17 protein-coding genes and 1 pseudogene are annotated in these 22,004 nt (G+C 72.3%); 9 read left to right on the top strand and 9 right to left on the bottom strand.

Annotated features, from left to right (window positions below):
* Positions 1-39 precede the first annotated feature (39 nt).
* A complete protein-coding gene (locus C8250_RS36250; protein ID WP_138352551.1) occupies positions 40-1,242 on the bottom strand; it encodes a hypothetical protein in 1,203 nt (400 codons plus the stop codon).
* A 626-nt stretch (positions 1,243-1,868) separates the two neighbouring features.
* Between C8250_RS36250 and C8250_RS36245 the strand changes: the two genes are divergently transcribed.
* From C8250_RS36245 to C8250_RS36235, 3 genes are all read left to right on the top strand, one after another.
* Positions 1,869-2,297, top strand: a complete 429-nt coding sequence (locus tag C8250_RS36245) for a helix-turn-helix domain-containing protein (protein WP_244809591.1) — start codon at positions 1,869-1,871, stop codon at positions 2,295-2,297.
* A 99-nt stretch (positions 2,298-2,396) separates the two neighbouring features.
* Entirely contained in the window at positions 2,397-3,032 is a 636-nt protein-coding gene (locus C8250_RS36240) for a hypothetical protein (protein ID WP_187145128.1), read from the top strand.
* Positions 3,029-4,465, top strand: coding sequence for an MAB_1171c family putative transporter (locus C8250_RS36235; RefSeq protein ID WP_138352550.1), 1,437 nt, complete (start codon positions 3,029-3,031; stop codon positions 4,463-4,465). The genes C8250_RS36240 and C8250_RS36235 overlap by 4 nt, the downstream gene beginning before the upstream one ends.
* Positions 4,466-4,488: 23 nt before the next feature.
* Here C8250_RS36235 and C8250_RS36230 read toward each other — a convergent pair whose 3' ends face one another.
* The 4 genes from C8250_RS36230 to C8250_RS36215 all read right to left on the bottom strand — a co-directional run bounded on the left by C8250_RS36230 (position 4,489) and on the right by C8250_RS36215 (position 8,228).
* Positions 4,489-6,576 (bottom strand): APC family permease, encoded by a 2,088-nt coding sequence (locus C8250_RS36230; protein ID WP_138352548.1) that lies wholly within the window; start codon positions 6,574-6,576, stop codon positions 4,489-4,491.
* A 113-nt stretch (positions 6,577-6,689) separates the two neighbouring features.
* Positions 6,690-7,097 (bottom strand): (2Fe-2S) ferredoxin domain-containing protein, encoded by a 408-nt coding sequence (locus tag C8250_RS36225; protein ID WP_138352546.1) that lies wholly within the window; start codon positions 7,095-7,097, stop codon positions 6,690-6,692.
* 111 nt (positions 7,098-7,208) lie between these two features.
* Positions 7,209-7,991: a CbtA family protein gene (locus C8250_RS36220; RefSeq protein ID WP_138352545.1), complete on the bottom strand. Its 783-nt coding sequence runs from the start codon at positions 7,989-7,991 to the stop codon at positions 7,209-7,211.
* A gap of 15 nt (positions 7,992-8,006) precedes the next feature.
* On the bottom strand, positions 8,007-8,228 hold the full coding sequence (locus C8250_RS36215; RefSeq protein WP_138352543.1) for a CbtB domain-containing protein: 222 nt from the start codon (positions 8,226-8,228) through the stop codon (positions 8,007-8,009).
* 265 nt (positions 8,229-8,493) lie between these two features.
* Between C8250_RS36215 and C8250_RS36210 the strand changes: the two genes are divergently transcribed.
* From C8250_RS36210 to C8250_RS36200, 4 genes and pseudogenes are all read left to right on the top strand, one after another.
* Positions 8,494-9,066, top strand: coding sequence for a phosphoglycerate mutase family protein (locus C8250_RS36210; protein ID WP_138352542.1), 573 nt, complete (start codon positions 8,494-8,496; stop codon positions 9,064-9,066).
* A gap of 63 nt (positions 9,067-9,129) precedes the next feature.
* Positions 9,130-9,408, top strand: a pseudogene (locus C8250_RS44040) (ECF transporter S component); the annotation flags it as partial.
* Positions 9,409-9,573: 165 nt separating this feature from the next.
* A complete protein-coding gene (locus C8250_RS36205; RefSeq protein WP_138352540.1) occupies positions 9,574-10,965 on the top strand; it encodes a S53 family peptidase in 1,392 nt (463 codons plus the stop codon).
* Positions 10,966-11,150: 185 nt separating this feature from the next.
* The gene (locus C8250_RS36200) at positions 11,151-11,909 is read left to right on the top strand and encodes a GAF and ANTAR domain-containing protein (protein WP_164293425.1); all 759 of its coding nucleotides are present in this window, start codon (positions 11,151-11,153) and stop codon (positions 11,907-11,909) included.
* A 69-nt stretch (positions 11,910-11,978) separates the two neighbouring features.
* On the opposite strand, the gene C8250_RS36195 is transcribed toward C8250_RS36200, so the two are convergent.
* Positions 11,979-12,956 (bottom strand): LuxR C-terminal-related transcriptional regulator, encoded by a 978-nt coding sequence (locus tag C8250_RS36195; protein ID WP_232485165.1) that lies wholly within the window; start codon positions 12,954-12,956, stop codon positions 11,979-11,981.
* 712 nt (positions 12,957-13,668) lie between these two features.
* Between C8250_RS36195 and C8250_RS36190 the strand changes: the two genes are divergently transcribed.
* Together C8250_RS36190 and C8250_RS36185 are read left to right on the top strand one after the other, a co-directional pair.
* Entirely contained in the window at positions 13,669-13,890 is a 222-nt protein-coding gene (locus C8250_RS36190) for a hypothetical protein (RefSeq protein WP_138352537.1), read from the top strand.
* Between the two features lie 40 nt (positions 13,891-13,930).
* The gene (locus C8250_RS36185) at positions 13,931-14,614 is read left to right on the top strand and encodes a response regulator transcription factor (protein WP_138352536.1); all 684 of its coding nucleotides are present in this window, start codon (positions 13,931-13,933) and stop codon (positions 14,612-14,614) included.
* A gap of 28 nt (positions 14,615-14,642) precedes the next feature.
* Here the strand turns inward: C8250_RS36185 and C8250_RS36180 are convergent, their stop codons facing one another.
* The 3 genes from C8250_RS36180 to C8250_RS36170 all read right to left on the bottom strand — a co-directional run bounded on the left by C8250_RS36180 (position 14,643) and on the right by C8250_RS36170 (position 22,004).
* Positions 14,643-16,208 carry a SagB family peptide dehydrogenase gene (locus C8250_RS36180; protein WP_138352534.1) on the bottom strand — a complete coding sequence of 522 codons (1,566 nt, stop codon included), beginning with the start codon at positions 16,206-16,208 and terminating at the stop codon, positions 14,643-14,645.
* Between the two features lie 21 nt (positions 16,209-16,229).
* On the bottom strand, positions 16,230-18,560 hold the full coding sequence (locus tag C8250_RS36175; RefSeq protein ID WP_138352533.1) for a TOMM precursor leader peptide-binding protein: 2,331 nt from the start codon (positions 18,558-18,560) through the stop codon (positions 16,230-16,232).
* Positions 18,561-18,626: 66 nt separating this feature from the next.
* Complete coding sequence (locus tag C8250_RS36170) at positions 18,627-22,004, bottom strand: type 2 lanthipeptide synthetase LanM (RefSeq protein ID WP_138352532.1); 3,378 nt, start codon at positions 22,002-22,004, stop codon at positions 18,627-18,629.

Here is a 22,004-nt window from a genome sequence, read left to right as displayed (position 1 = left end):
CTGCGGTCGGTGCGGGCCGTGGTCGGTGCCGGCCTCGGTTCAGCTGGCGGTGGCGGGGGTGCGGCGGCGGTAGCCGCGGACGGCGAGGATGCCAGCGAGGATCAGCTCGCCGAAGTTGAGGATCAGGAAGACCGTCACGTCCAGGACGTTCAGCGGCGAGATGTCGGAGAAGAGCTTTCTGACGGCCATCTCGGTGATCCGGATCGCGGCGGGGACGACGGCGGTGATCAGCAGGCCGGTGAGGACCGCGTAGCCCGTGACCATGAGCCAGACGTACCAGCGGGCGACCTCGCGGTCGCGCGGGGTCCAGGTCTCCGCGTCCACGATCTTGTCGCGCCGCCCGATCAGGCCGTAGAGCCGGTTCTGCAGCATGCCCTTGGCGACGGTCTGCAGATCGTTGCAGCCCAGCACCGTGGTGGCGAGGTAGTACAGGTCGGTGCGCAGGAAGAAGTAGAACTGCCAGGCGAAGCGGAGCAGGGTGCCGAAGGCCATCGCGAGCAGGAAGCGGCCCATGAATCCGGCGAAGCCGTCGGACGAGACCAGGGGCACCGCGGCGAGCGTCAGCCCGGTGACGACCAGGACGTCGACGAGCATGCCCGCGAGCATCGGCAGGTAGCGCTTGCGCCGGGGCACGGCGACGAGGCCGTCCAGCTTGGTCAGGAAGACGACGTAGTAGAAGCGCCGGCCGATGCTGAGGGAGGAGTTGAGGCCCAGTCTGCGTCCGGCCAGTGCGTGGTAGGACTCGTGCAGCAGGATCCACGGCGCCTGGCCGAGGACGTTGCCGAGGGCGAGCGCCACCAGGGACGAGCTGGTGAAGAAGATGTTGTGGTAGGTCGGGACCACGGCCGGTTCACGGAACATGGCGACGATGCCGGCGATGAACAGCAGTCCGTACAGCACCCAGGCCACGGGAGAGAAGAGCGCCCGGCCGAGCCGCTGCCAGCGCACCGCGCCCGCCTCGACGACCTCCTCGCCGTCCGGCACGAGCAGTTCGAAGGCCTCCAGGACTTCGAGGAATTCCACCATGTCCACGGTCTCGCCGTACTGGGTGTTGTACCAGCGGGCGGCGTCGTTCGGGGTCTCCCCGGTCTCCAGGCGGCGCAGCAGCGCCGCGCCGTCGGCGGGGAAGAGGCCGTAGGAATCGATGTCGGCCCGTCCCACGGTGACCTCGTCGCCTTCCTCGAGGAAGGTCAGCGGGTACAGCCTCAGGGGTCGGTCGAGGTCCACTGCCGCGGCGTCCATCACTACCTCACTGTCACTGGTCCGCAGAAGTGCCGGTCCGGGCCGCGGACACCGTGGCCCGGACCGGCTGGAGCTCCACGAGCCGCGGCGGACCGGTCTCGACCGGCTCGCCGCGGCCCGTAAGGGTTGGGTCAGGCGAGGACGGGCGTGCCACCGCAGTAGCAGGACGTCGCGGCGGAGGTCAGACGGACGGTGCCGGCCTTGCGGACAACGATCTTCTTCATGTTGTGCTCCTTTTCCGTGATGTGACGCATCGTCGGGCGCGGTCGCGCCCGACGCTCCCGGCAGCCGGGAGGGTCTGTGTGGCGCAAAGGAACAGAGACTGATGTGAATGAGATTTGCTCCCTCATTCATCTCCGCTGACAGGCTGGCACGCGTCCTCCCGGCCGTCAACAGTCGGACACGGCGTACATCTGACAGGACGACAGATCGGATGTCAGGCCAACAATCGCTCGTTTCAAGCCAGTTGGGGAGTCCCTCGGGACCCGGCGAACATGCACCCGGTCTCCACAGCCAAGGCGGTCAGAACCCGCGCGTCACCAACTAAGATGCGTGAGACGCAGAGCGGACCCCACCCGCGCTTACCACAGGCGATACGCAGGGCACTCGACCAAGGGAGGTATGCGGTGCCTGATCCGATGTCCGGCACCCCGACGCTCGCGGACAAGATCGACCGGCTGTTCGACGTCGTCCGCGGACCGGACCACACGCCGTACACCCACGAGGAAGTGGCGCGGGCGTGCCGCGAGGCCACCGGGGAGAGCTTTTCAGCCACTTATTTGTGGCAACTGCGCACGGGCCGAAGGGACAATCCGACCAAACGTCACCTCGAAGCACTGGCTCAATTCTTCCAGGTGCCGCCGATGTATTTCTTCGACGACCAACAGAGCGCCCAGATCGCGCAGGAGCTCCAGCTCCTCGGGGCGCTGCGGGACGCAGGAGTACGCGAGGTGGCGTTGCGCGCGGTCAACCTGTCGCCCGAGGGCCTCGGCACCATCAGCGACATGATCGAAGTCATTGCCCGCAGAGAGGCGGGATTGCGCCGCGCGGACTGATATCCACTGGTCCACCCCTGGGCATAGGATCGCTCATCGCTCATATCGCTCATGAGTGGTTGCTGATCGTTGTGCGGTGCCTTGCCCGGGGAGGGTCTTATGGGGGACTACGCGGAACAGCAGAACAAAATGTTGTGGCGGCGATGTCGGCGAACCGTGGCGGCGCTGCCACTGCCACGGCCGTTCGACGCCACCGGCTTCACCGACGCACTGGCGGAACAGCGGGGCCGGCCCCTGGTGCTGGTGCCGTTACCGCCCCACGCGTGCACACCCTGCGGCATGCTGGTGACCACCGACCGGGCCGACTACATCGGCTATCCGACCAGCACCAGCGCCCTGCATCAACAGCACATACTGCTGCACGAGGTGGGACACCTCGTCTGCGGCCACACCGGCGTCGCGCACCTCGGCTCGTCGGCGTCGCGGGTGCTGCTGCCGCATCTGTCGGGCGAGCTGGTCCGGCGGGTCCTGGGGCGCAGCGTCTACTCCGACGCCCAGGAGCAGGAGGCCGAGCTCATCGCCTCGCTCGCCCTGCACCGTCCGGCCCGCAAGGTCAGGCGCTCACGCGAGGCCTGGTTCCCCTTGGAGGGCAGCCTCGACATCGCCGAGGCGTTCGCCCGGCTCGGGCCGATCGTCGGACTCGCCGGCGCCGCCCCGATCCGGACCACCGCGGTCGTCGGACCCTTGCGCACGCTTCCCGGTCGGACGTTTCCCGGTCCGGGGACCGATAGGTGACCGACGCGGTCGCCTTGACCGGCTGCTTGATCGTCCTGGCGGGCGTCTGCTGGCGGCTTCTCACCACCCGGGGGACTCCGACCGGCACTCCCGTACGCCATCTGTTCGGCTGTGCGGTGTCCATGGGGAGCTCGCTCGCCGTCCTGGCCCCGGCGACGACCCGGCTGGCGGGCCGGGCCGGGCCGTTCGCGCTGTGGACCGCGCCCGCGGGACAGTGCTGCAATCTGGCGGCGATGGCGTTCCTCGCGCTGGTCGCGCGCTCGGCGGGGACCGAGCCGTACAGCCGCACAGCGGTCCGCCGGCAGCTCACCGGCACGTCGGTGGTCATGGTCGCCAGCCTGGTCGCGTATCTGTGTGCCGGGGTGACCCGCGACGGCCGGGACCTGGTCGCGGCCGACGGGCGCGAGGGGTTCCTGGCGGCGTACAACACCCTGCTCACGCTGCACACCGCCTGGTGCCTGATGGTGTTCATCGTGCTGATCCGGCGCTGCACCCGGTACATCCGGTCGCGGCTGCTGCGCGGCGGGCTCGGACTGATCACCGCGAGCGCGGCCCTGGGGCTGCTGTGGACGGTGTGGAGTCTGGGCGATGTGCTCTCCGCGCTGGGCACCGGCCGCGAGGACGGCTGCGAGAGCACGGTGTCGGCGCTGGCCGGCATGGTCTGCCTGGCACTGGGGCTGGGCGGGACGATGTCCTCCGCGTGGGGGCCACCCGTGGCGGCCCGCGTCCGGCGGGGGCTGGTCCGGCTGCGGGCCTGGCGCGGCTACCGCTGGATCGGCCCGCCCTGGAGCGCGGCGTACGACGCGGCCGCCGGGTTACGGGACCGGCTGCCGAACGGGCGGGCGCTGCCCACCCCGGCCGGCTGGCTGCGGGCCTGGCACGGCTACCGGCGGATCGGTCCGCTGTGGACCGCGATGCACGCCGCGCTGCCGGAGATCACCCTGGCCGGGCCCGCCCTGCGGCTCGGCCGCATCCTGCCGCTCGGCGCCCAGTTCGCGCTGTACCGCCGCATCATCGAGATCCGGGACGGGCATCTGGCGCTGCGCCCGTACTTCCATCCGGAGGTCGCGGCCTGGACCGCCGAGGCGGAGGGGTCGGGCCTGGACGCGGCCTCGGAACGGCTGGCGCCCATCGTGGAGGCGGCGACCATCGCCGCGGCCCTGGAGGCCGCCCGCTCGGGACGCCGCTCCACCCCGGGCGGTTGTGAGGGGTACGTACCGCCGAAGGTCCGGGCGAGTGTCGAGGCCGAGGCGGCCTGGCTCATGCAGGTCTCGGACGCCTTCATCGGCTCCCCCGCCGTCGAACGGGTCCGCTGCCGGGTCAGGGCCGGCCTGGTCGACGGCCGCACGGTCGACGGGTACCCGGTCACCGACGGCCCGGCAGCGGCCCGCGCGGCGTTACAGGACCGGGGTGTGTCCATGCCCCCGGACTGAGACGGCTCCCCTGGGCCCGCCGTTCAGCGCGGGCCACCGGGGCGCGGAGGTTCTTCCCGTCCGGCCTCCGGCTTCCCCGCGGCGGCGCCGACGCCCGCCCGGAGCACCGGGTCGGGTTCGCCGCGGCGGACGGAGCCGGGGGCACGGCGGGTCGGGCGGTGCGGCCTGAACTGAGATGAACTGAGCTGCCAGGGCACGCTGATGACCATGACCCCGGGGGTGAACAGCAGCCGGCTCTTGAGCCACAGCGCGGACTGGTTGTGCAGCCCGTTCTCCCACCAGTGCCCGACGACGTACTCGGGGATGAACACGCTGACGATGTCGCGCGGGCTGGCGCGGTTCAGCGACCGCACGTATCCCACGACCGGCCGGGTGATCTCCCGGTAGGGCGACGCCAGGGTCTTGAGCGGCACCTGCACGTCGAAGGTGTCCCACGCGGTATGCAGCGCCTTCGTCTCGTCGCGGTCGACGTCGACGGTGAGGGCTTCGAGGGTGTCGGGGCGGCAGGCGCGGGCGTAGGCCAGGGCTCGCAGCGTCGGTTTGTGGATCTTGGAGACCAGCACGATGGCGTGCACCCGGGCCGGCAGCGCCAGTTCCTCCGCCGGTTCGGTGACCGCCAGTTCGGCGGCGGTTCTGTCGTAGTGCCGCCGGATGGCGCGCATGTTCACCCACAGGACCACCGCGGCGATCACCGCCAGATACGCGCCCTCGGTGAACTTGGTGATGAGCACGATCACCAGCACCAGTCCGGTGACGAACGCCCCGACACCGTTGATCACCCGTGCCGTCCGGTGCCGGCGGCGCTGGGCCGGATCGGTCTCGGTGCGCAGCGCGCGGTTCCAGTGCCGGACCATCCCGGTCTGCGAGAGCGTGAACGAGGTGAAGACGCCCAGGATGTACAGGTGGATCAGATTGGTGACCGACGCGTGGAAGGCCCACAACAGGGCGCCTGCGACGACGGCCAGCGCGACGATGCCGTTGGAGAACGCGAGCCGGTCACCGCGGGTGTGCAGCTGACGGGGCAGGTAGCGGTGCTGCGCCAGGATCGACGACAGCAACGGGAAACCGTTGAAGGCGGTGTTGGCGGCCAGCACCAGCACCAGGGCGGTGGCGGCCTGGATGAAGAAGAAGCCGAAGCTGTGTTCACCGCCGAAGATCGCGGCGGCCAGCTGGGCGATGACGGTGCGCTGCGGAGTGGTCGCGCAGTCCCCGGAGAAGCCGGTCAGCCGGCAGGTGTCCTCGGTGATGTGGACGTCCGAGATCATCGCGATCGTGGTGATGCCGGAGAACATCACCACCGCGATCAGGCCCATCGCGGTCATGGTGGAGGCCGCGTTGCGGGACTTGGGCTTGCGGAACGCGGGCACGCCGTTCGAGATCGCCTCGACACCGGTCAGTGCGGTACAACCGCTGGAGAACGCGCGCAGCCCCAGCATCAGCAGCGCCAGACCCGCGAGGTTGGTGTCGCCCGGCTCCGGCGTGATGCCGTACGCGGCGGACTCCGCCACCGGCGCGTCGCCCACCAGCCAGCGGAACAGTCCGGTGGCGCACATGATCAGCACGCCCGCGATGAACAGATAGGTGGGAGCGGCGAACGCCCGCCCCGACTCCCTCGTCCCCCGCAGGTTGATCGCCGCCAGCAGCGCGACGAAGGCGACCGCCATCACGGTCCGGTACTCGTTGACGGACGGGATCGCCGAGATGATGTTGTCGACGCCGGAGGCGACGGACACCGCGACGGTCATCACGTAGTCGACGAGCAATGACGCGGCCACGACGAGCCCGGCGGACGGGCCGAGGTTCGTGGCGACCACCTCGTACGATCCGCCGCCGGACGGGTAGGCGTGCACGACCTGCCGGTAGGAGAGCACCACGACGGCCATCAGCCCGACGACCGCCATCGCCACCCAGGTCGTCAGGTGCAGATACGCCAGCCCGCCGAGGGTGAGGACCAGCAGGATCTCCTGCGTGGCGTACGCGACCGACGACAGCGGGTCCGACGCAAAGATCGGCAGCGCCAGCCGCTTGGGCAGCAGCGTCTCCTGCAACCCCTCGCTCGGCAACGCCCGCCCGATCACCAACCGTTTGACCGCATCCACGATTCTTGCCACGCGGGTGAGCGTAAGGGCAGGCCAGGACTCTTGATCAGCGCCGCGCGGCGGCTCCGGTCCCCGTGGTCCGGGCGGCCCAGTGCCCGCCGTGCCGCGGCGCTCGCGGCGGAAGGTCAGCGGCGCCGGCGCAGCGGGGTCGCGCGCCGTGGGCTGACGATCTGGAGGGCGAGGGAGGCGGGTGGTTCGGTCTCGCCGGGGCCGCCCGACGCCACCCAGGCGAGGATGTCGTCGGTGGAGCCGTCATCGGTGGCGAAGCCGATCCATACGGCCCGGCCGCCCTTGCGGCGTCCTTCGGCGGACGGCTGGACGACCACGATGTTCGCCTGGTCGCAGGGCCCCAGGCAGTCGGTGGTGCGCAGCGCGAGCCGGCCGCCGGAGTCCGCGGCCGCGGCGCTCAGCCGGTCCAACTGCCGCTGGTGGTCGGTGCCCGGGTGCTTGCTCGCATTGCCGCAGCAGCACCCCCGGCACACCACCAGGGTGCAGGGCCGGGCCGCGTACGGCGTGGGAAAGGGGGCGGTCACGCGGACTCCTTCGGCTCCGTGCCGGGTCCCGGCACAGCGCGGCGCGACCGACAGCCCGCCGGGGCGGGCCCCGGCGGGCTGTCGGTCGTGTCAGGTGGACGTCGGTCGGTGTCAGCCGGCGGAGGCGGCCGTCCGTGCCGCCGTGTTGCTCTCGCTGTTCGCCTCCGCGGCCTCGCTCTTGGCGGGCCGGGGGGTGAGTACGCGTTCGGCGAGATAGCCGAACGTCAGGGCGAAGGCGGTCCACAGGGTGAGTTGGATGGCCACGGCCGCAAGGCGGAACTGCCACAGGAGAGTGGCGGAGAAGTCCGCGGGCACTTCGTTGATCGCGGGCAGGAACGCGTAGGCCAGCCCGATGGCGACCAGATACGCGACACCGGCCACGACACTGGCGTACCAGGTGGTCAGCCGCGGTGCCAGCCGCTTGCCGAGGATGACGGCGGCCACCGCGAGCAGCACGCTCAGCGCGATCATGAGGAAGTACAGGGTGGTGCGTTTACCGATGGTCTCCGGGTCGCCGATCGACGGCGGGTTGGCCGGATACTTCAGGAACGGCACCACGTAGACGGTGAGCAGCGCCGCGCCCGAGATGAGCACGGCGGTGGCCCGCGGGGAGAAGCGGCCGACGCGGCCCAGGGCGAAGCAGAACGCGAGGGCCGCTATCCCGCCCAGCGAGACGCCGAAGATCAGAACGCCGGTCGCCAGTCCCGCGGTGGACTGCAGGGAGCGGCTGACGATCTCCATCTCGTGTTCGTGGGAGTGGGAGTCCTCGAAGGCGATGGCCGCGTCGACCCTCGGTTCGCCCATGAGATAGGCGACGACGAGGGCCAGCAGACCGGCGACGAGCCCGGCGAGCATCCCCCGGACCAGCAGGGAGCGCACAGTGGTGGAGTTCATTGGAGCGGCTTCCGATCAGTGGCAGGGGAAGCCGAGCAGATGGCGCCCGTCGTGGACCCACTCGTGAACGTCCGATCCGGCGACCAGGGACGTGGCGCCCTGCTCCGCACCGACGAAGTACAGCAGAACGAGCGCGAGCATGCCGAAGAACACTGCCCAGGGCAGGATCGCCTTCAGCGGCAGCGGGGTGATGGGTAGGGCTGGGCTGGCGGCCGCGGGTGCAGCGGACTGGGCCATGGCAGTGCCTCCTCGGGAACACGCGTCCCACTTGGTGGTGCTGTTGACGAAGGTGCCGGGTCTGACTTACCGGGGTGAGCCGGTTTCACAGTGGCGCGACCGTGCCGGATTTTCACCGTGCTTCCGTTCACACCGTCGTCGGGTCGGGCTGAACCGTACCGTGAAGCGACACCCGCGGCCAAGGGCGTGCGCGAAGGCGATACGCGCCAACCTGCGACGATGTGTTCCGCTGTGGGGCCGGTGCGACAAGGGAGGGGTAGCGGGGATGACGGTGCGTGTGTTCTTGGTCTCGTCGGCGGAGAGCCAGGCCTTCGCGGAGGCGCGGTTCGACGACGGAACCAGCCCGCTGACCGACGCCGGAGAGCGCCGGGCGCGCGCCGGCGCGCCCGGACTGCCGGGCGCGACCGCGTACTTGACCGCCTCGTCGGAGCGCTGCCGGCGGACCGCGGAGCTCCTCGGCATCACCGCAGGGGAGCAGCCGCCGTTGCGGGACTGGGACATGGGCCGCTGGCGGGGGCTCCGGCTGGACGAGGTCTCGGCCGCCGAGCCGGAGGCGGTGGCCGGCTGGCTGTCGGACCCCGCCGCGGCCCCGCACGGCGGCGAATCGCTGACGGAGCTCTGCGAACGGGTCGGCGGCTGGCTGGACGGCGGGGCGCCGGACGGCGGGCGGGTGCTCGCGGTCGCGGAGCCCGCGGTCGTGCGGGCCGCGGTCGTGCACGCCGTCGGCCTGCCGCCGCAGGCGTTCTGGCGGCTGGACGTCCTGCCGCTGACGGTCACCGAGCTGGTCGGCCGCGCAGGACGGTGGAACCTGCGGTGCGGGCGGCCGTTGGCGGGGTGACCGGGCACGCACGCACCGCGGGTCGCGGTCGTCAGGGCTTGAGTCGTCCTTGAGTCGTCAGGCGGCTTCCTGCTGAACCTGTCGTTCTGGCCGTTCTCGCTCGACCCCAACAGCTCGATCGCCTGTCTGCCGGGGCTGCCGCTCACCGAGCATTGGCACCGCTACCTGGCCTTCGACCTCGCCACGTCGCTGGGCCGGGACACCGGCCGGGCCGTCACCAACTTCATCTGCATCCTGGTCGCGGGGCCCGCCGTCCTCATCACGTTCCGGCGCACCGCCCGGCGGGCCAACTCCGAGGCGCCGGTCCGTTTCGATCCGGTGGCGGACGACGGGGAGCGCTGAGACGGCAGGGGCAGCGGAGACCGCCCGGGTAATGGCTCCGCAAAGTTATCGGCTCCCAGGTAAAGCCGTCGGCAGTAATCCGCCAACACGCTTGTCCTGCTCATGATGTACGGATGTGATCACGGCAGCCGCCCAGCGCGGCCCGACTCCATACAAGGAGGATCCATGCCCAGAGTTCGTCCGCGGCAGCGTGCCGTGGTCGCAGCGGCCGGGGCCACCGCCCTCACAGCCGCAGCGCTCATATCCGCCCCGCTGTCAGGGGCCGCCACCGCGGCGCCTGCCGCCAAGGCCCCGGTGGTCAGGGTGGTACCGGCCGTTGAAGGGCACCAACTGGTCCGCGCCGCCGACGGCCCGCTCAGCATCGAGCAGTGCCAGGCCAAGTGGGGGATCAACTGCTACACCCCGACCCAGTACCGGCAGGCGTACAACCTGAACCCGCTGTACCGGGCCGGCATCACCGGCAAGGGCCGCACGATCGTCATCGTGGACTCGTTCGGCTCGCCGACGATCCAGCACGACCTGGACGTGTACAGCGCGCAGTTCGGCATCAAGAGCGCGCCGGTGCAGGTGGTCAAGTGGGGCAACGTCCCGCCGTGGGACGCCACGAACCCGGACATGACCGGCTGGGCGGGTGAGTCCACGCTGGACGTGGAGATGGCGCACGCCGTGGCGCCGGACGCGAAGATCATCCTGGTGGAGACGGCGGTCGCCGAGACCGAGGGCGTCGTCGGCCTGCCGGAGATGATGGACGCCGAGAAGTCGCTGATCGACCGCGGCATCGGTGATGTCATCTCGCAGAGCTTCGGGGCGACCGAGAACACCTTCCCCGGCTTCGAGCAGGGCAACTTCTCGAGCATCGAGAAGCTGCGGTACGCGTTCAAGGACGCGGCCAGGCACGGGGTGACGGTGCTGGGGTCCTCCGGTGACAGCGGTGCCACGGACTACATCGAGGACGGCAGCGCCAACTACCCCTACCAGGTCAACTCCTGGCCGTCGTCGGACCCGCTGGTCACCTCGATCGGCGGCACCCAGCTGCACCTGAACGACGCGGGCAACCGCACCGCGCCGGACAGTGTCTACAACGACTACGGCGCCAGTGGCGGTGGCCAGTCCCACGTCTTCGGCCGTCCCGCGTACCAGAACGGCGTCAAGGGCATCGTCGGCAACCACCGCGGCACGCCGGACATCTCGATGGCCGCAGCGGTCGACGGGGGCGCCTGGGTGTACTCCAGCTACGACCCGACGTCGGTCGGCTGGGGCGTCAACGGCGGTACGAGCGAGTCGAGTCCGCTCTTCGCGGGCATCGTGGCGCTGGCCGACCAGCTCGCGGGGCACCGGGTGGGCGACATCCACAGCGCGCTGTACGCGCTGTCCCAGCAGGCCCCGCACAACCCGTTCACGGGCGTCGTGGACGTCGCGGACGGTACGAACAACACCTATGACGGTGTCACCGGCTATACCGCGGTGAAGGGCTATGACATGGCGACCGGCATCGGCACCCTCGACGCGGCCCGCTTCGTCCCGGCCCTGGCACTGCAGAGCTGGCTGCACCACTGACCGAACGGCACTTCCCGGCCGCCGTCGTACCTCCGGGTACGGCGGCGGCCGTCCGCATGCCGGGACCGCAGCGGGTGGCCGCCCGGTCGGGGAATGCCGTGGCGGGCGGACCCCCGAGCTGGGACGCTGGCCGGGGGCGTGCGGATCCGGGGCCCCGAGCACCGCGAGGAAGGCGGCACCGCATCATGTCCTCCACGCTGCGGGAGGTCCGGCTGGCCGATGCCTTCCTCGCTCTCTCCCAGGCCCTCGACGACAGCCAGGACTGCGTCGGGCTCCTGCAGCGGCTGGCCGACCACACCGTGGACCTGTTGGACCTCGACGCCGCCACCGTCCTCGCGCAGGGCCAGGGCCCGGCCGGTGACCACTCCCTGCACACCGCGGCGTCCGCCGCCGACCCGGCCGGCGCCGAGGCGGTGGGCCGGCTGGCCCGGATCCAGCTCGACAAGGGCCAGGGGCCCGGCCACGACGTCCTGCGGTCCGGGACACGGCTGGCCGAGACACCGCTGAGCCGGCCCGTGCACCGCATCCGCTGGCCGCACTTCACCGGGCAGGCGCTGGCCTGCGGGTTCACCACGGTGGCAGTGATCCCGCTGCGCCGCGCGGACCGCACCCAGGGCGCCGTGGCGCTGTTCCACCGGCGCGCCGGGACGCTGACGCCGTCCGTCCTGGATCTCGGCCAGTCGCTCGCCGAAGCGGCCGCCATCACCCTCCGGCACGGCAGAGCCCTGGCCGAACAGCAGGCGCGGATCGGCCAGTTGCACAACGCGCTCGACAGCCGCATCGTGATCGAGCAGGCGAAGGGCATCCTCGCCGAACGCCACCACTGCAGCCCCGACGACGCCTTCGCCCTCCTGCGCCGGCACGCCCGCAGCCATCAGCTGCGGCTCGCCGAACTCGCCGAACGGATCATCGACGAACCGGCGGGGCCGGACACCCGACAGTGAGCGACGCCGGCCGCGAACCCTCGACCGGAGCACGCGACGACCGGGCCGCACGCGCTCACCCCGCCGCGGTCACTCGACGGGCACCGCGTTGATGTCGACCCCGAGCGGGGCCGGTGTGCGGGCGCCGAGCCAGCCCATCGCGGCGATCTGCACACCGGCCTGGAAGCGGCTGCGCGCGTCCACCCGGGTCATGAGGTCGGCCATCATGCGACGGATCGTGCGCAGCGAGACGCCCAGCCGCTGCGCGGCACGTTCGTCGGTGAGACCGCACGCGAGCAGCCGCAGCAACTGCCGCTCCTGGACGGTGAGTCCGGCGGGATCACGGGTCGGCGTCTCACCGAGCGCCCGCGCCTGGTCCCACACCTGCTCGAACAGGGCCCGCAGTGCCGCGATGACCCCGGGGCTGTGCAGCAGCACCGCGCCCTTGCGCGGGTCTTCGGGATCGACGGGGACGACGGCGGTCCTGCCGTCGACGATGATCATGCGCAGCGGCAGGGTGGGCGTGGTGCGCACACTGCCGCCCAGCTCGCTGAGCCAGCGCGCGTACTGCACGGTGGCCGGGTCGTTGCGGACACTGTCGAGGTAGACGGTCCGCATCCGTACCCCGCGGTCCAGCGTCTCCTGGTCCAGGTCGCGGCTGGCCTCCATGACATGGGCCGGCTGCGGTCCGCCGGGGGCGAAGGAGAGCACCTCCCCCGCCGCGTCCGCCGCCAACTCCTCCAGCCGGAGCCGCACTTCACTCAGGTCGCAGAGGATCTCGACGCCGGAGGAGCTGCTGGCCGGCCGCGTGGTCGCGAACTCGGTGATCAGACTGGCCATCGCGTTGCGACTGCGGTCCATCTCGTTCTGCCGGCGCTGTGCCTCCGCTTCCTGACGGGCGAGCATGGCGGCGAGCCCCAGCTCCGGATTGACGGCACGCCAGCGCCCGGTCGGTCCTGCCGGGCGGACCAGCGCGAGGTCAGCGAGCTGGTCCAGCGAACCGCGTATGGCTTCCACCGACTGCTCCAACAGATCGGCCACGTCGGGGATGTCTAACTCGGGATGCATGAGCATCGTCCGATAGACCCCCTCGGCCACCGCGTCAAGAACTAGCCGTTCTCCCACCTGGTACCCCCCGAGCTCCCCTGGGTGGTCAGACTGCGACGCACCCGCCCGTGACAAAAACGCCGTCGAGGAACACCCCGCTGAAGGTGTTCGACGACCGACTCAGGGCGTCAGCGTAGCGGTGCAGCAACCTTAGGTGAGGGCTTCGGAAGCTCCGATTCTGCGGAAAACGCGTGGCCGGGCGGGGTGCGCGGACATATCGATCGCGAACCGCCCGCGGGCGCGCGGTAAAGACGCAGTTCAGAACGTTGCAATGGGAACCCTTTCTACCGGTCCCGCAACCCCTGTCCACCGTCGGTGTCACCTTCCTGCCATGCGCCATTGACGCCTTGCTGTAAGGAAGTCGCCGCAGGCCTCTGTGACAGCTGGTGTTCAAGGGGTGCCAGTGATGCCAGGGATGGTTGGGGCGTCGACGCTGTTCGAGTGGGCCGACCGGTGGCCGGAGCTGGCCCGAGGGTGCCAGTGCAGCTTGGTGACAGCTCCGGCTACTGACAGCCGGGGCCACCGCGGGCCACTCTCATGGTGTCGGAAGAACGGCACGGCAGCCGGACCATCCGAAGCGCAACACCAGCACCACCCACCGGTTTCACACCGGTTCGGCCATGACCCCGGCGGGAGTCCGGGATCCCCACGAACGGAAGGCTCGGGCATTCCTATGCGCAAGCTCGCGGTATCCATCGCCTCTGTCGCTGTCATCCTCGGTGCCTCCGTCTCCGTGGGGAGCTCACTGGGCGCCGCGTCCCCCGCCACCGCTCCCGCCCACTCCGTCAGCGTCGTGGCCGACGGCCCCACGCCGGCTCCGACGCCCACCCCGGCGCCCACCCACCCGCCGGTCGAGCCCGACCCGACGCACCCGGACACCTGGGGCTGGGGCTGAGCAGCGGTTCGTATCCGGGGACGAAGGGAGTACGGGGAACATGACCACGGCACTGGACCGACCGCAGGACCTCCCGCCCACCCTGACCATGGCGGCCGCGACGACCACCGTGACCACGACCACCAGCGTCCTGCTCGCCGACGGACACCACCTGTTCCGTTCCGGTCTGAGCGCCCTGCTCGACCGCGAACCGGACCTCACCGTCTGCTCCGAGGCGTGCGACGCGGAGAGCGCCGTGGCCCAGGCCACCGGGGACCGGCCCGACATCGCGGTCGTCGATCTCGACGTGCCGGGAGCCGGCGGACTGCGGACCGCCGAGCTGATCCGGTCGCTCTCCCCGCGGACGGCCGTTCTGCTGCTCGGTGCCGCACCCCGCGCCGACGAGGTGCAGCGCGCCTACGCCGACGGTGTGCACGGCATGCTCCGCAAGGACGTACGGCCCGAGCGGCTCATCAGCACCGTCCGTGAACTCGCGGCGGGACGACGGGTCTTCGACCCCGAGCTGGTGCTGGTGGCGATCCGGCCGGGGCCGGACACGCCGACCCGCCGGGAACTCGCGGTCCTGCGGCTGGTCGCCGCCGGCAGCACCATCGGCGAGGTCGCGAACCAGCTGTCGCTGTCCCCGGGGACGGTGCGCAACTACGTCTCGTCGGCCATCGCCAGGACCGGCGCCAGGAACCGCTGCGACGCCATAAGGATCGCCCGCGAGAACGACTGGCTGTAGCGGCCGGCGGAACGACGGACCCCCGTCCTCAGCCTTGCTCCCGCATCGTGTCGACGATGTCGCAGAAGCCCTGGGGCAGGCTGCCGGAACCCGATGCCGGGCGGCTGCCGATCAGGAACTCCCCCACCGAGGACTCCGACGTCCAGTCCAGACCCAGGGCGCGCGCCGCCGCGTCGGTGTCACCCGAACCGAGCCCGCACGGTGCCAGACCCATCGCCGTCGCCACCAGGTAGAGGGTCTGGTAGAGCACTCCCACGTGCTTGAGCGTCAGCGCGTACGCGATCTGGCTGTACTTCCACGACAGCCGGCCGAACCGCGAGGTCACCGTCAGCAGCACCTGCGGATCCACCGTGCAGTTGGTGGCCCGCCATGCCGCCGTCAGCAGTTCCCTGAACGCCGCTTCGTCAGCCGCGCCGTGCCAACGGCGCGGCTGCAGTCGGTGTGCGGCGGCGTCGTAGCGGTAGACCCCGGTGGGCAGCCCCTCGCAGGCGGCGACCGACAGATAGATCTCCAGCTCGCCCGTGGCGCCGCCGGCCGGGTAGGGGCGGTCGATCGCGTCGTACGAGTTCGGGGAGGACGGGTCGCGCGGGATCACCTGACGGACCCGGGCCGCCCGGTAGAGCAGTTCGGCGATCTGCTCCAGCGTCACCGGGGTCTCCGCGTAGGTGCGGATGGACCGGCGCCCCTCCAGCACCTCGGTCAGCCGCGGGTCCCGGGCCGTCACCTCGTCCCAGTCCGGCACCGGCAGGTCGATACCCGGCTCGTCCTCGTTGCTCCCGGCGCCCGGCAGGGCCGGCGGGTGCGGTACGTCCTGGTGGGCGAAGACGCCGCCGCTGGTGTAGTCGTGCCGGCCGGCCCTGCTGCGGGAGTGGAAGAGCAGGTCGTGGAAGTCCCACAGCGGCGGGTCCGCCGCCGGGAGCGCGGGGGCGGCGCCCACCGCGGCACCCGCGGCGGGCTCCATGAAGCCGGTCCCCGCCAGCAGGGCGGCCAGCGCGGCGCCCGACTGCTCCGGCAGCCCGGCCAGCGCGGCCGCCTCCGCCACGGTGCGCGGCGTGGTCAGCGCCGCGACGAACGCCGCCGCGGCCGACTGGTGCAGTGTCACCCGGTAGGGCGCCAGCGGGGATTCCATGACGCAGCCCTGGCCGATCGTTCCCCCGCCGCCGTCGGCGGGTCCGTCGGGCAGTCTGCGCAGATAGGCGAACCGGGACAGCACCACGGCCGTGGTGCCGAGGTCCGGCGCGCCGGGTGTGGCCGCCGAGCGGGCGATCGGCACGGCGGTGGCCAGCGGTCCGGTCAGCGGGTCGTCGAGGATGCTGGTCACCAGATAGGGGAACCGGCCCAGCAGGCTCAGCAGCCGGCCGGCCTCGCGGTCCCCGGCCAGCGCGTCGGCGTCGACCGGTCCGGCGCCCAGCGCCAGCAGCCGGCGCACGGTCGGCGCGCCGAGCGCGTGGACGCGCTGGCGGCCCCAGGGGTGGGTGAGTTCGACGTCGTCGCCCTCCGCCGCCACTTTTACGTCCTGGCGGAGCGTCAGCATCCGTCGTACCCGGGACAGTTCGGCGTCAGCGGTGGTCAGCGGCTGTTCTGTGATGGTCATGGCGCGCCTTCCGTCCTGCGGTCAGATGAAGATGGCGGTCGGGTTGAGGTCGGCCTCCGCGGTGGGCGCGGCCTTCCAGCCCAGCCGCACGGGAACGTCGTAGAGCCGGCCGGGCGCGAACCGGGCCCAGAAGTGCCGCATCCCGGGGACGATCACCTTGGCGACGGGCAGGCCCACATCGGGGCGGGTCTGGTCCAGGACGAGCATCTCCATGCCGTGGTCCGCCACCAGGCGCTGCACCGTCTCGAGGTCCGTGCGCAGATCGTCGGCGGCCAGCGGGTCCCAGCGGCCGGCCGCGGCGGGGGCGTGGCCGTCGAGGGGCCTGAGGTACGGCTGGTTGGCCAGCGTCGCGCTCTTCCACCAGGCCTTCTGCTCGTGGTCGGCGCCCGAGTACGTCGTCTCGCCGGGACCGGCGTCGGCCACCGGTGACAGGAACTGGTTCATCTCGGTGAGGGCCCGGGTCAGCGCGATGTGCGGATCGAGGTGGGCGCCGAACGCGATCAGGATGTCCTCGGCCGGCTTGTCGGTCCGCCGGGAGAACGCGCCCACCACCGGGATCCCGAAGTCGGCCGTCAGGTCCAGGGCCCACATCTCACGGTTCAGGCCCGCGTAGACCTCGCGCATCCGGTCGATGTACGGGTCGCCGAAGGAGTCCAGGTCGACGGCCGGTCGCTGGACGCGGTTGTACCACCACAGGGCGACCGCGTCACGTTCCACGAGCTCCAGGAAGCCCTGCAGCGTCGCGTCCTCGAACGAGGTGCCCGCGGCGGCCCCGTTGGAGTCGCCCATGGCGAAGAACGGGCCGTTGTGCCGGTAGCCGTAGTACAGCGACATCGTCGGCAGCCAGCGGGTGCGCTCCGACGTCAGCGACCAGGCGGGCGACCACTCGATGACCGCGTCCTCGCGGAACCGCTCGGGCACGGTGTTGAACATCGACTTCTTGGCGTTCCACAGCTCCCGCTCGCGGAACTGCCGGTCGCTGAAGAGCAGGCTGGTGGACGGGTGCACCGCCTGCTCGCCGAGCTCCTCGTAACGGGCGGTGCGGCGCGCCTCGTCGCCCTGGAACACCCCGGAGTAGCGCTCCATCGCCTCGCCCATCGCGCTCGCCCGCGCCTGCGAGTCCGTCCGCCCCTTGCCGCAGCTGATGCTGCGCAGACCGGTACGGAGCTGGCGCAGGTCGCCGACCTGGCGGGCGAGGTTCTGGCCCGCGACGTAGACCCGCAGGCCGCCGGGCGTCCGTTCGGCGGGCACCAGGGTGGTCACCACACCGGTGACCGGGCTGAGCTGGGGCCGGTACTTCAGCAGCATGTCCTCGGGCGAGGCGGACCGGTGGCCGCCGTCCGCGGTGAACGCCTTGGCCCGGCTCTCGAAGCGCACCGGTGCCAGCTGGCGGCGCTCCATGGTCGCGGCGTCGCCGCAGGACGGGCACTGCGGCCGGCGGACCAGCTCATGGCGTTCCGCCTCGGCAAGCACGGTGTCGAACGTCAGCACCTGGGCCTTCTCCGGGCGGACGCCCGCGGCCCACTTCGCCGCCTCCAGCGCGGCGAGCTGCACCCCGAGGGCGGCCGTGGGCGCCAGGTGCGCCCCGACGGTCGGTACCGGCTGGTCCCTGCCCAGCCGGTGCTGGAGGTAGCTGAGCGACTGCCGGTTGGCGGAGAGCCGGTGCGCGAGGCACTCCCAGCAGCCGGTTCCGGTGCCGGGCGCTCCGGCCGGGGTGTCCGCGGACGCCGGTGCGTCCGGGACGAAGACCGGTCCCGCCCAGACGATCGAACCGACCGGACGGGCGAGCATCCACGGGGTGCCGGAGGCGAGGGCGGCCGCGTTCCGGCCCGCAAGGCCGGGGTTGAGGTAGTCGTCGGTCAGCGCGACGACGAGGTCGGCACCCTCGGTGTCGGCGGGCGGCGCGTCCGCCGGTGCGAGCGCCACGTGCGCGGCGCCGGCCGCGAGCAGCGCCGCGACGAACGGCTCCGGTGTCACCTTCCCGTAGACCTCCACCCGCACCCGGGCGTCCCGCAGCGCGGCGACGGCCGTGTCGCCGTCGCGGCCCGCCATCTCGAAGAATCCGGCGGCGGCCGGGTCGGTCCCCGGGTCGGAGGCGGCGGCCCAGCCACCGGCCACGAGTTGGTCCAGGGCCACCGCTACCCGGTCGGCGGGCACCGCGGGCGCCAGCTCAGCACCGATCTCGTGGGCGCTCCTGGTGCCGTCCAGGAGCGGCGCCAGCCGTTCGGCCAGTGAGCCGTTGACGACGCAGACGCCGCGTTCGGACACCAGGTAGACGGCCTCGCCGTCGACGACGTAGGGGGTGTAGTGCCGCTTGAAGCCGATGCCGGGCGTCGGCCGGGTACTGGTCATGGTGACTCCGTAGTCCGAATTGGGGCGGGGCGGGCCGGGCTGCGACCCAGGGCGTTGGTGCCGGGCTCAGCGCAGGGTGGCGAGCGGGGCGGTGGCCGGGTCGATCAGCCGCAGCAGGAGGAGGCCGACGACCGCGTCAACCTCGGCGCGGTCCCCGAACCAGCTGCCGGTGGCGTGGTGCCGGCGCAGCAGTTCGGCGACGAGGACGCCGGCCGCTTCCCGGCCGTCGAAGAACGGTCCCGGCACCAGGGTCTCGGCGGTGCTGCCGGCGAGGTCGTCGTCCAGGGTGTGCAGCAGGCCGGCCTCGGCCGAGGTCAGTGCCTCGCCCGCTGCGGCGACCAGTTCGCGGGTGCCGAGCGCCGCGATCTCGGCGGCGGTGACGGGCGGGGTGAGCCAGGCGAGGTCGCCGGGGTGGACGGCGCCGGTGCCCAGCGAGACGGCGGTGTCCAGGCAGGCCAGCCGTCCGCCGCGGGCGGTCGTCGTGAACCGGTGCGCGCGCAGCAGCGCGCGGGCGGCGTCGGGATCGGCCAGCAGGCCGGGCGCCTCCGCGACGGTACGGGCGAGGGCCGCGGCAATGCTGTCGGCGCCGGTCGGCACCAGGTCGAGGAAGGTCGCCGGGGTGGTGAAGCGGCCGGCCGGGGCGTCGCCCGCCAGTTCCCGGCGAGCGGCCTCGGCGAGGTCGCGGATCGCCGCGTCGGCGTCGGTGGCGACGCCCGTCGTTCCGGCGCCTGTGGCGCGGCGCAGCCGCAGCAGGTTCAGCAGCAGCCCGGCCGCGCCCAACGGGCTGTCCTGGTACGGGAGCCGGTCGGCGTCGCGGGCCGAGGACCGGCCGGCGGGCGCCGCCGCGAGGGCCGCCGCTCCGGGGACCAGTGCCCGCGCCACGTCGAGGAAGGCGGGCTCGGCGAGGGTTTCGGCGCCGCGGGCCAGGGCGTGGATGAGGGAGCCGGGTCCGGCGAGACCGCCGGGCACCGGGACCCCCGAGGCCAGCCGGGTGTCGCGGGCGAAGCCGAAGGAGGCCGGGTGGCGCGGGTCGATGAGGGAAGCCGCGGCCCACAGCGTCTCGTGCGCCGCCTGCCGGAAGCGCGGCGACCCGGTCGCCGACCACAGTTCGGCAAGGAACAGCGCCACGCCGACACCGCTGGTGACGAGGTCGACGCCGCTGAGCACCTCGACCTGGCGCAGCCCGGTGGCCGGGTACCAGCTCAGCCCGATCCAGCCGCCGCCCGCGGCGGTGCGCTGCCGGTCGGCGAGCATCCGGTCGCCCAGCCGCACGGCGTGGTCGAGGAGTTCACCGGACGTCGGTACGGAGAGCGAGGCCGGTCCCCGGGAGGCGGTGGTGGCCGGCGGGAGCTGCGTCCCGGACCGTGCCGCGTCGATGCAGCCGGAGAGGACCGCGGTGTGCAGATCCAGGTCGAAGCGGTCGAGTTCGGTGATGCGGGCGTGCAGCCGGTCCCAGGCGGTGCTCTGGAAGTGACCGGGGATCTCGTGGCCCTGGGCGGTGAACACCGAGGACGACGTGGTCAGCGAGCGGAAGAACGGGATGTCCAGGACGCGGTAGGAGTCGAGTTCGCTGAGCACCACCTCCAGCAGGTCGCCGCGTGCGCTGTCGCCGGCGCGGGCGGCCACGGCGCCGCGCAGGGCGCCGGCGATCACGGTCTCGCGGGTGGCGCCGTCGGAGAGCGCGAGCGGGCTGGTCGAGGTGCGCAGGATCTTGTAGCCGTCCCAGGTGTGCCGCCAGATGTAGCGCACCCAGACGCCCTTGAAGCCGGCCAGCGGGCCGTCGGGGGACGCCAGCCGGTCCCGCATCCCGGCGAGTGTGCGGTGCATGTCGCGGTAGCCCGCGACGACCTCGTCCGCGTACTCCCACGGGTCGGCCTTCTCGCCGCCGTGCACCGGCCGGTACGGCGGCAGTGGCAGGGCGGGCTTGCCGGGTTCGATCTCCAGGTCATCGGCGCGGGAGAGGCAGCCGATGTCCACCACCGGGCGGTCCTTGGACGGCACCCACGGCTGCACGGCCATGGCCGTGCGCACGACGGTCGACTCCAGTACGTCCAGCAGTCCACCCTGGCCCGCGGGCAGCGCCGGCGGGGTCTGGACCCGCGGGTAGAGCAGGCACTCCAGATCGGTGATGACCGGATACTCGCCGCTGGCCAGCAGGTTGTCGGACCACAGGTCGCGGCCTTCGAGCAGCTGCACCAGCCGGACGGTCATCCCGAGCCGGCGGTAGAAGCGGGCGAAGCCCTCCCGGTCGGTGCAGGGCAGCGCGGGAACGAGCTCCTCCCAGCCGTAGGCGTCGCCGTGGTCGGGCTCGTGCTCGGTCGCCGGATCGGCGGCGGGGCCGGTCGCGGCGCCGTCGTCCGGTGCGCTGTGGTCGCTGCGCACCAGCACGGTGCGGACGTGGAGTTCGGGTGACAGGCCCGCGGCGTTGAGGTCACGGACCAGGTCCATGTAGGCCGTGGCGTGCCGCAGGTCCTTCGGCTTGTAGACGACGCCTTGGCCGTCCGCGAAGTGCAGCAGCGCGACGGACCGGCCGCCCGCGTGGCGGTCGCCCGCGTCACCGTGCACCGCGGCCAGCGCGCCCGGGTCGGCGCCGTCCCAGAGGCGGGTGCGCAGCAGTTCCCGGTCGGAGGCGAGCCGGGCGAACATCTCGGTGTAGACGTGCTGCCAGTGGCGGCAGGCGGTGCCGACGAGGAAGGCGAGCGCGGGCAGCCGTTCCAGCCGGGCCAGCCAGCCCTCCTGCGAGGCGTCGGGGCCGCCCTGCGCGTCCCAGTCACCACCGCCGGGGTGCGCGGACGACGACTGGACCTCGTAGCGCATCGGCAGGTCCAGCGCCTCGGTCAGCCGCCGCACCAGGGTCTCCGCCAGGTCGGCCCGCGCGGAGTCGAGCACCTGGACACCGAGCACGGACGCGGTGTCCGCGGCTCCCGTGAGGTCGTAGGGCAGCAGGGCTCCGGCGGCGGTGCGGAAGGACGCGGTGATCGCACCCGGTGCGACGGTCTCGGCGGTGGGGGCGGCGGGCTGGGCGCGCAGGAAGCCGATGAGGGCGTGCGCCCAGTCCGGGACGACGGACGGGTCGCGCAGCGCGACCGGCCGCAGCCCGTCGCCGAGTTCACGGCCGGTGGCCGCCAGGTGGTCGAGCAGCACCCCGGCCGACGCCGGGTCGCCCGCCGCCCGCCGCAGCCAGCCCGCGACGGCGGTGGAACGGCTGTGCTGTTCGTCCTCGGCGGCGGCGAAGACGGGTGGTCCGGCCCCGTCCGGTGTCCCGTCGGCGGTGGTCGAGGCCGCGGCGCGCTCCGGGAAGGAGGCGGCCAGGGCGATCACGGCACGCAGCCGGTCGTCACCGCGGGGGACGCCGGGCAGGAGCGTGCCGTCGCCCGCCGGGGACCCGGCGGCCGTTCCCGGCACGGCGGGGGTGGTGAGCCAGGCCTGCAGGTCGAGCGTCAT

The organism is Streptomyces sp. So13.3 (genome assembly GCF_005860785.2).
Classification (GTDB): domain Bacteria; phylum Actinomycetota; class Actinomycetes; order Streptomycetales; family Streptomycetaceae; genus Actinacidiphila; species Actinacidiphila fildesensis.
Note: the sequence above shows the minus strand (reverse complement) of the source record. Positions and strands in the feature narration are given on the sequence as shown.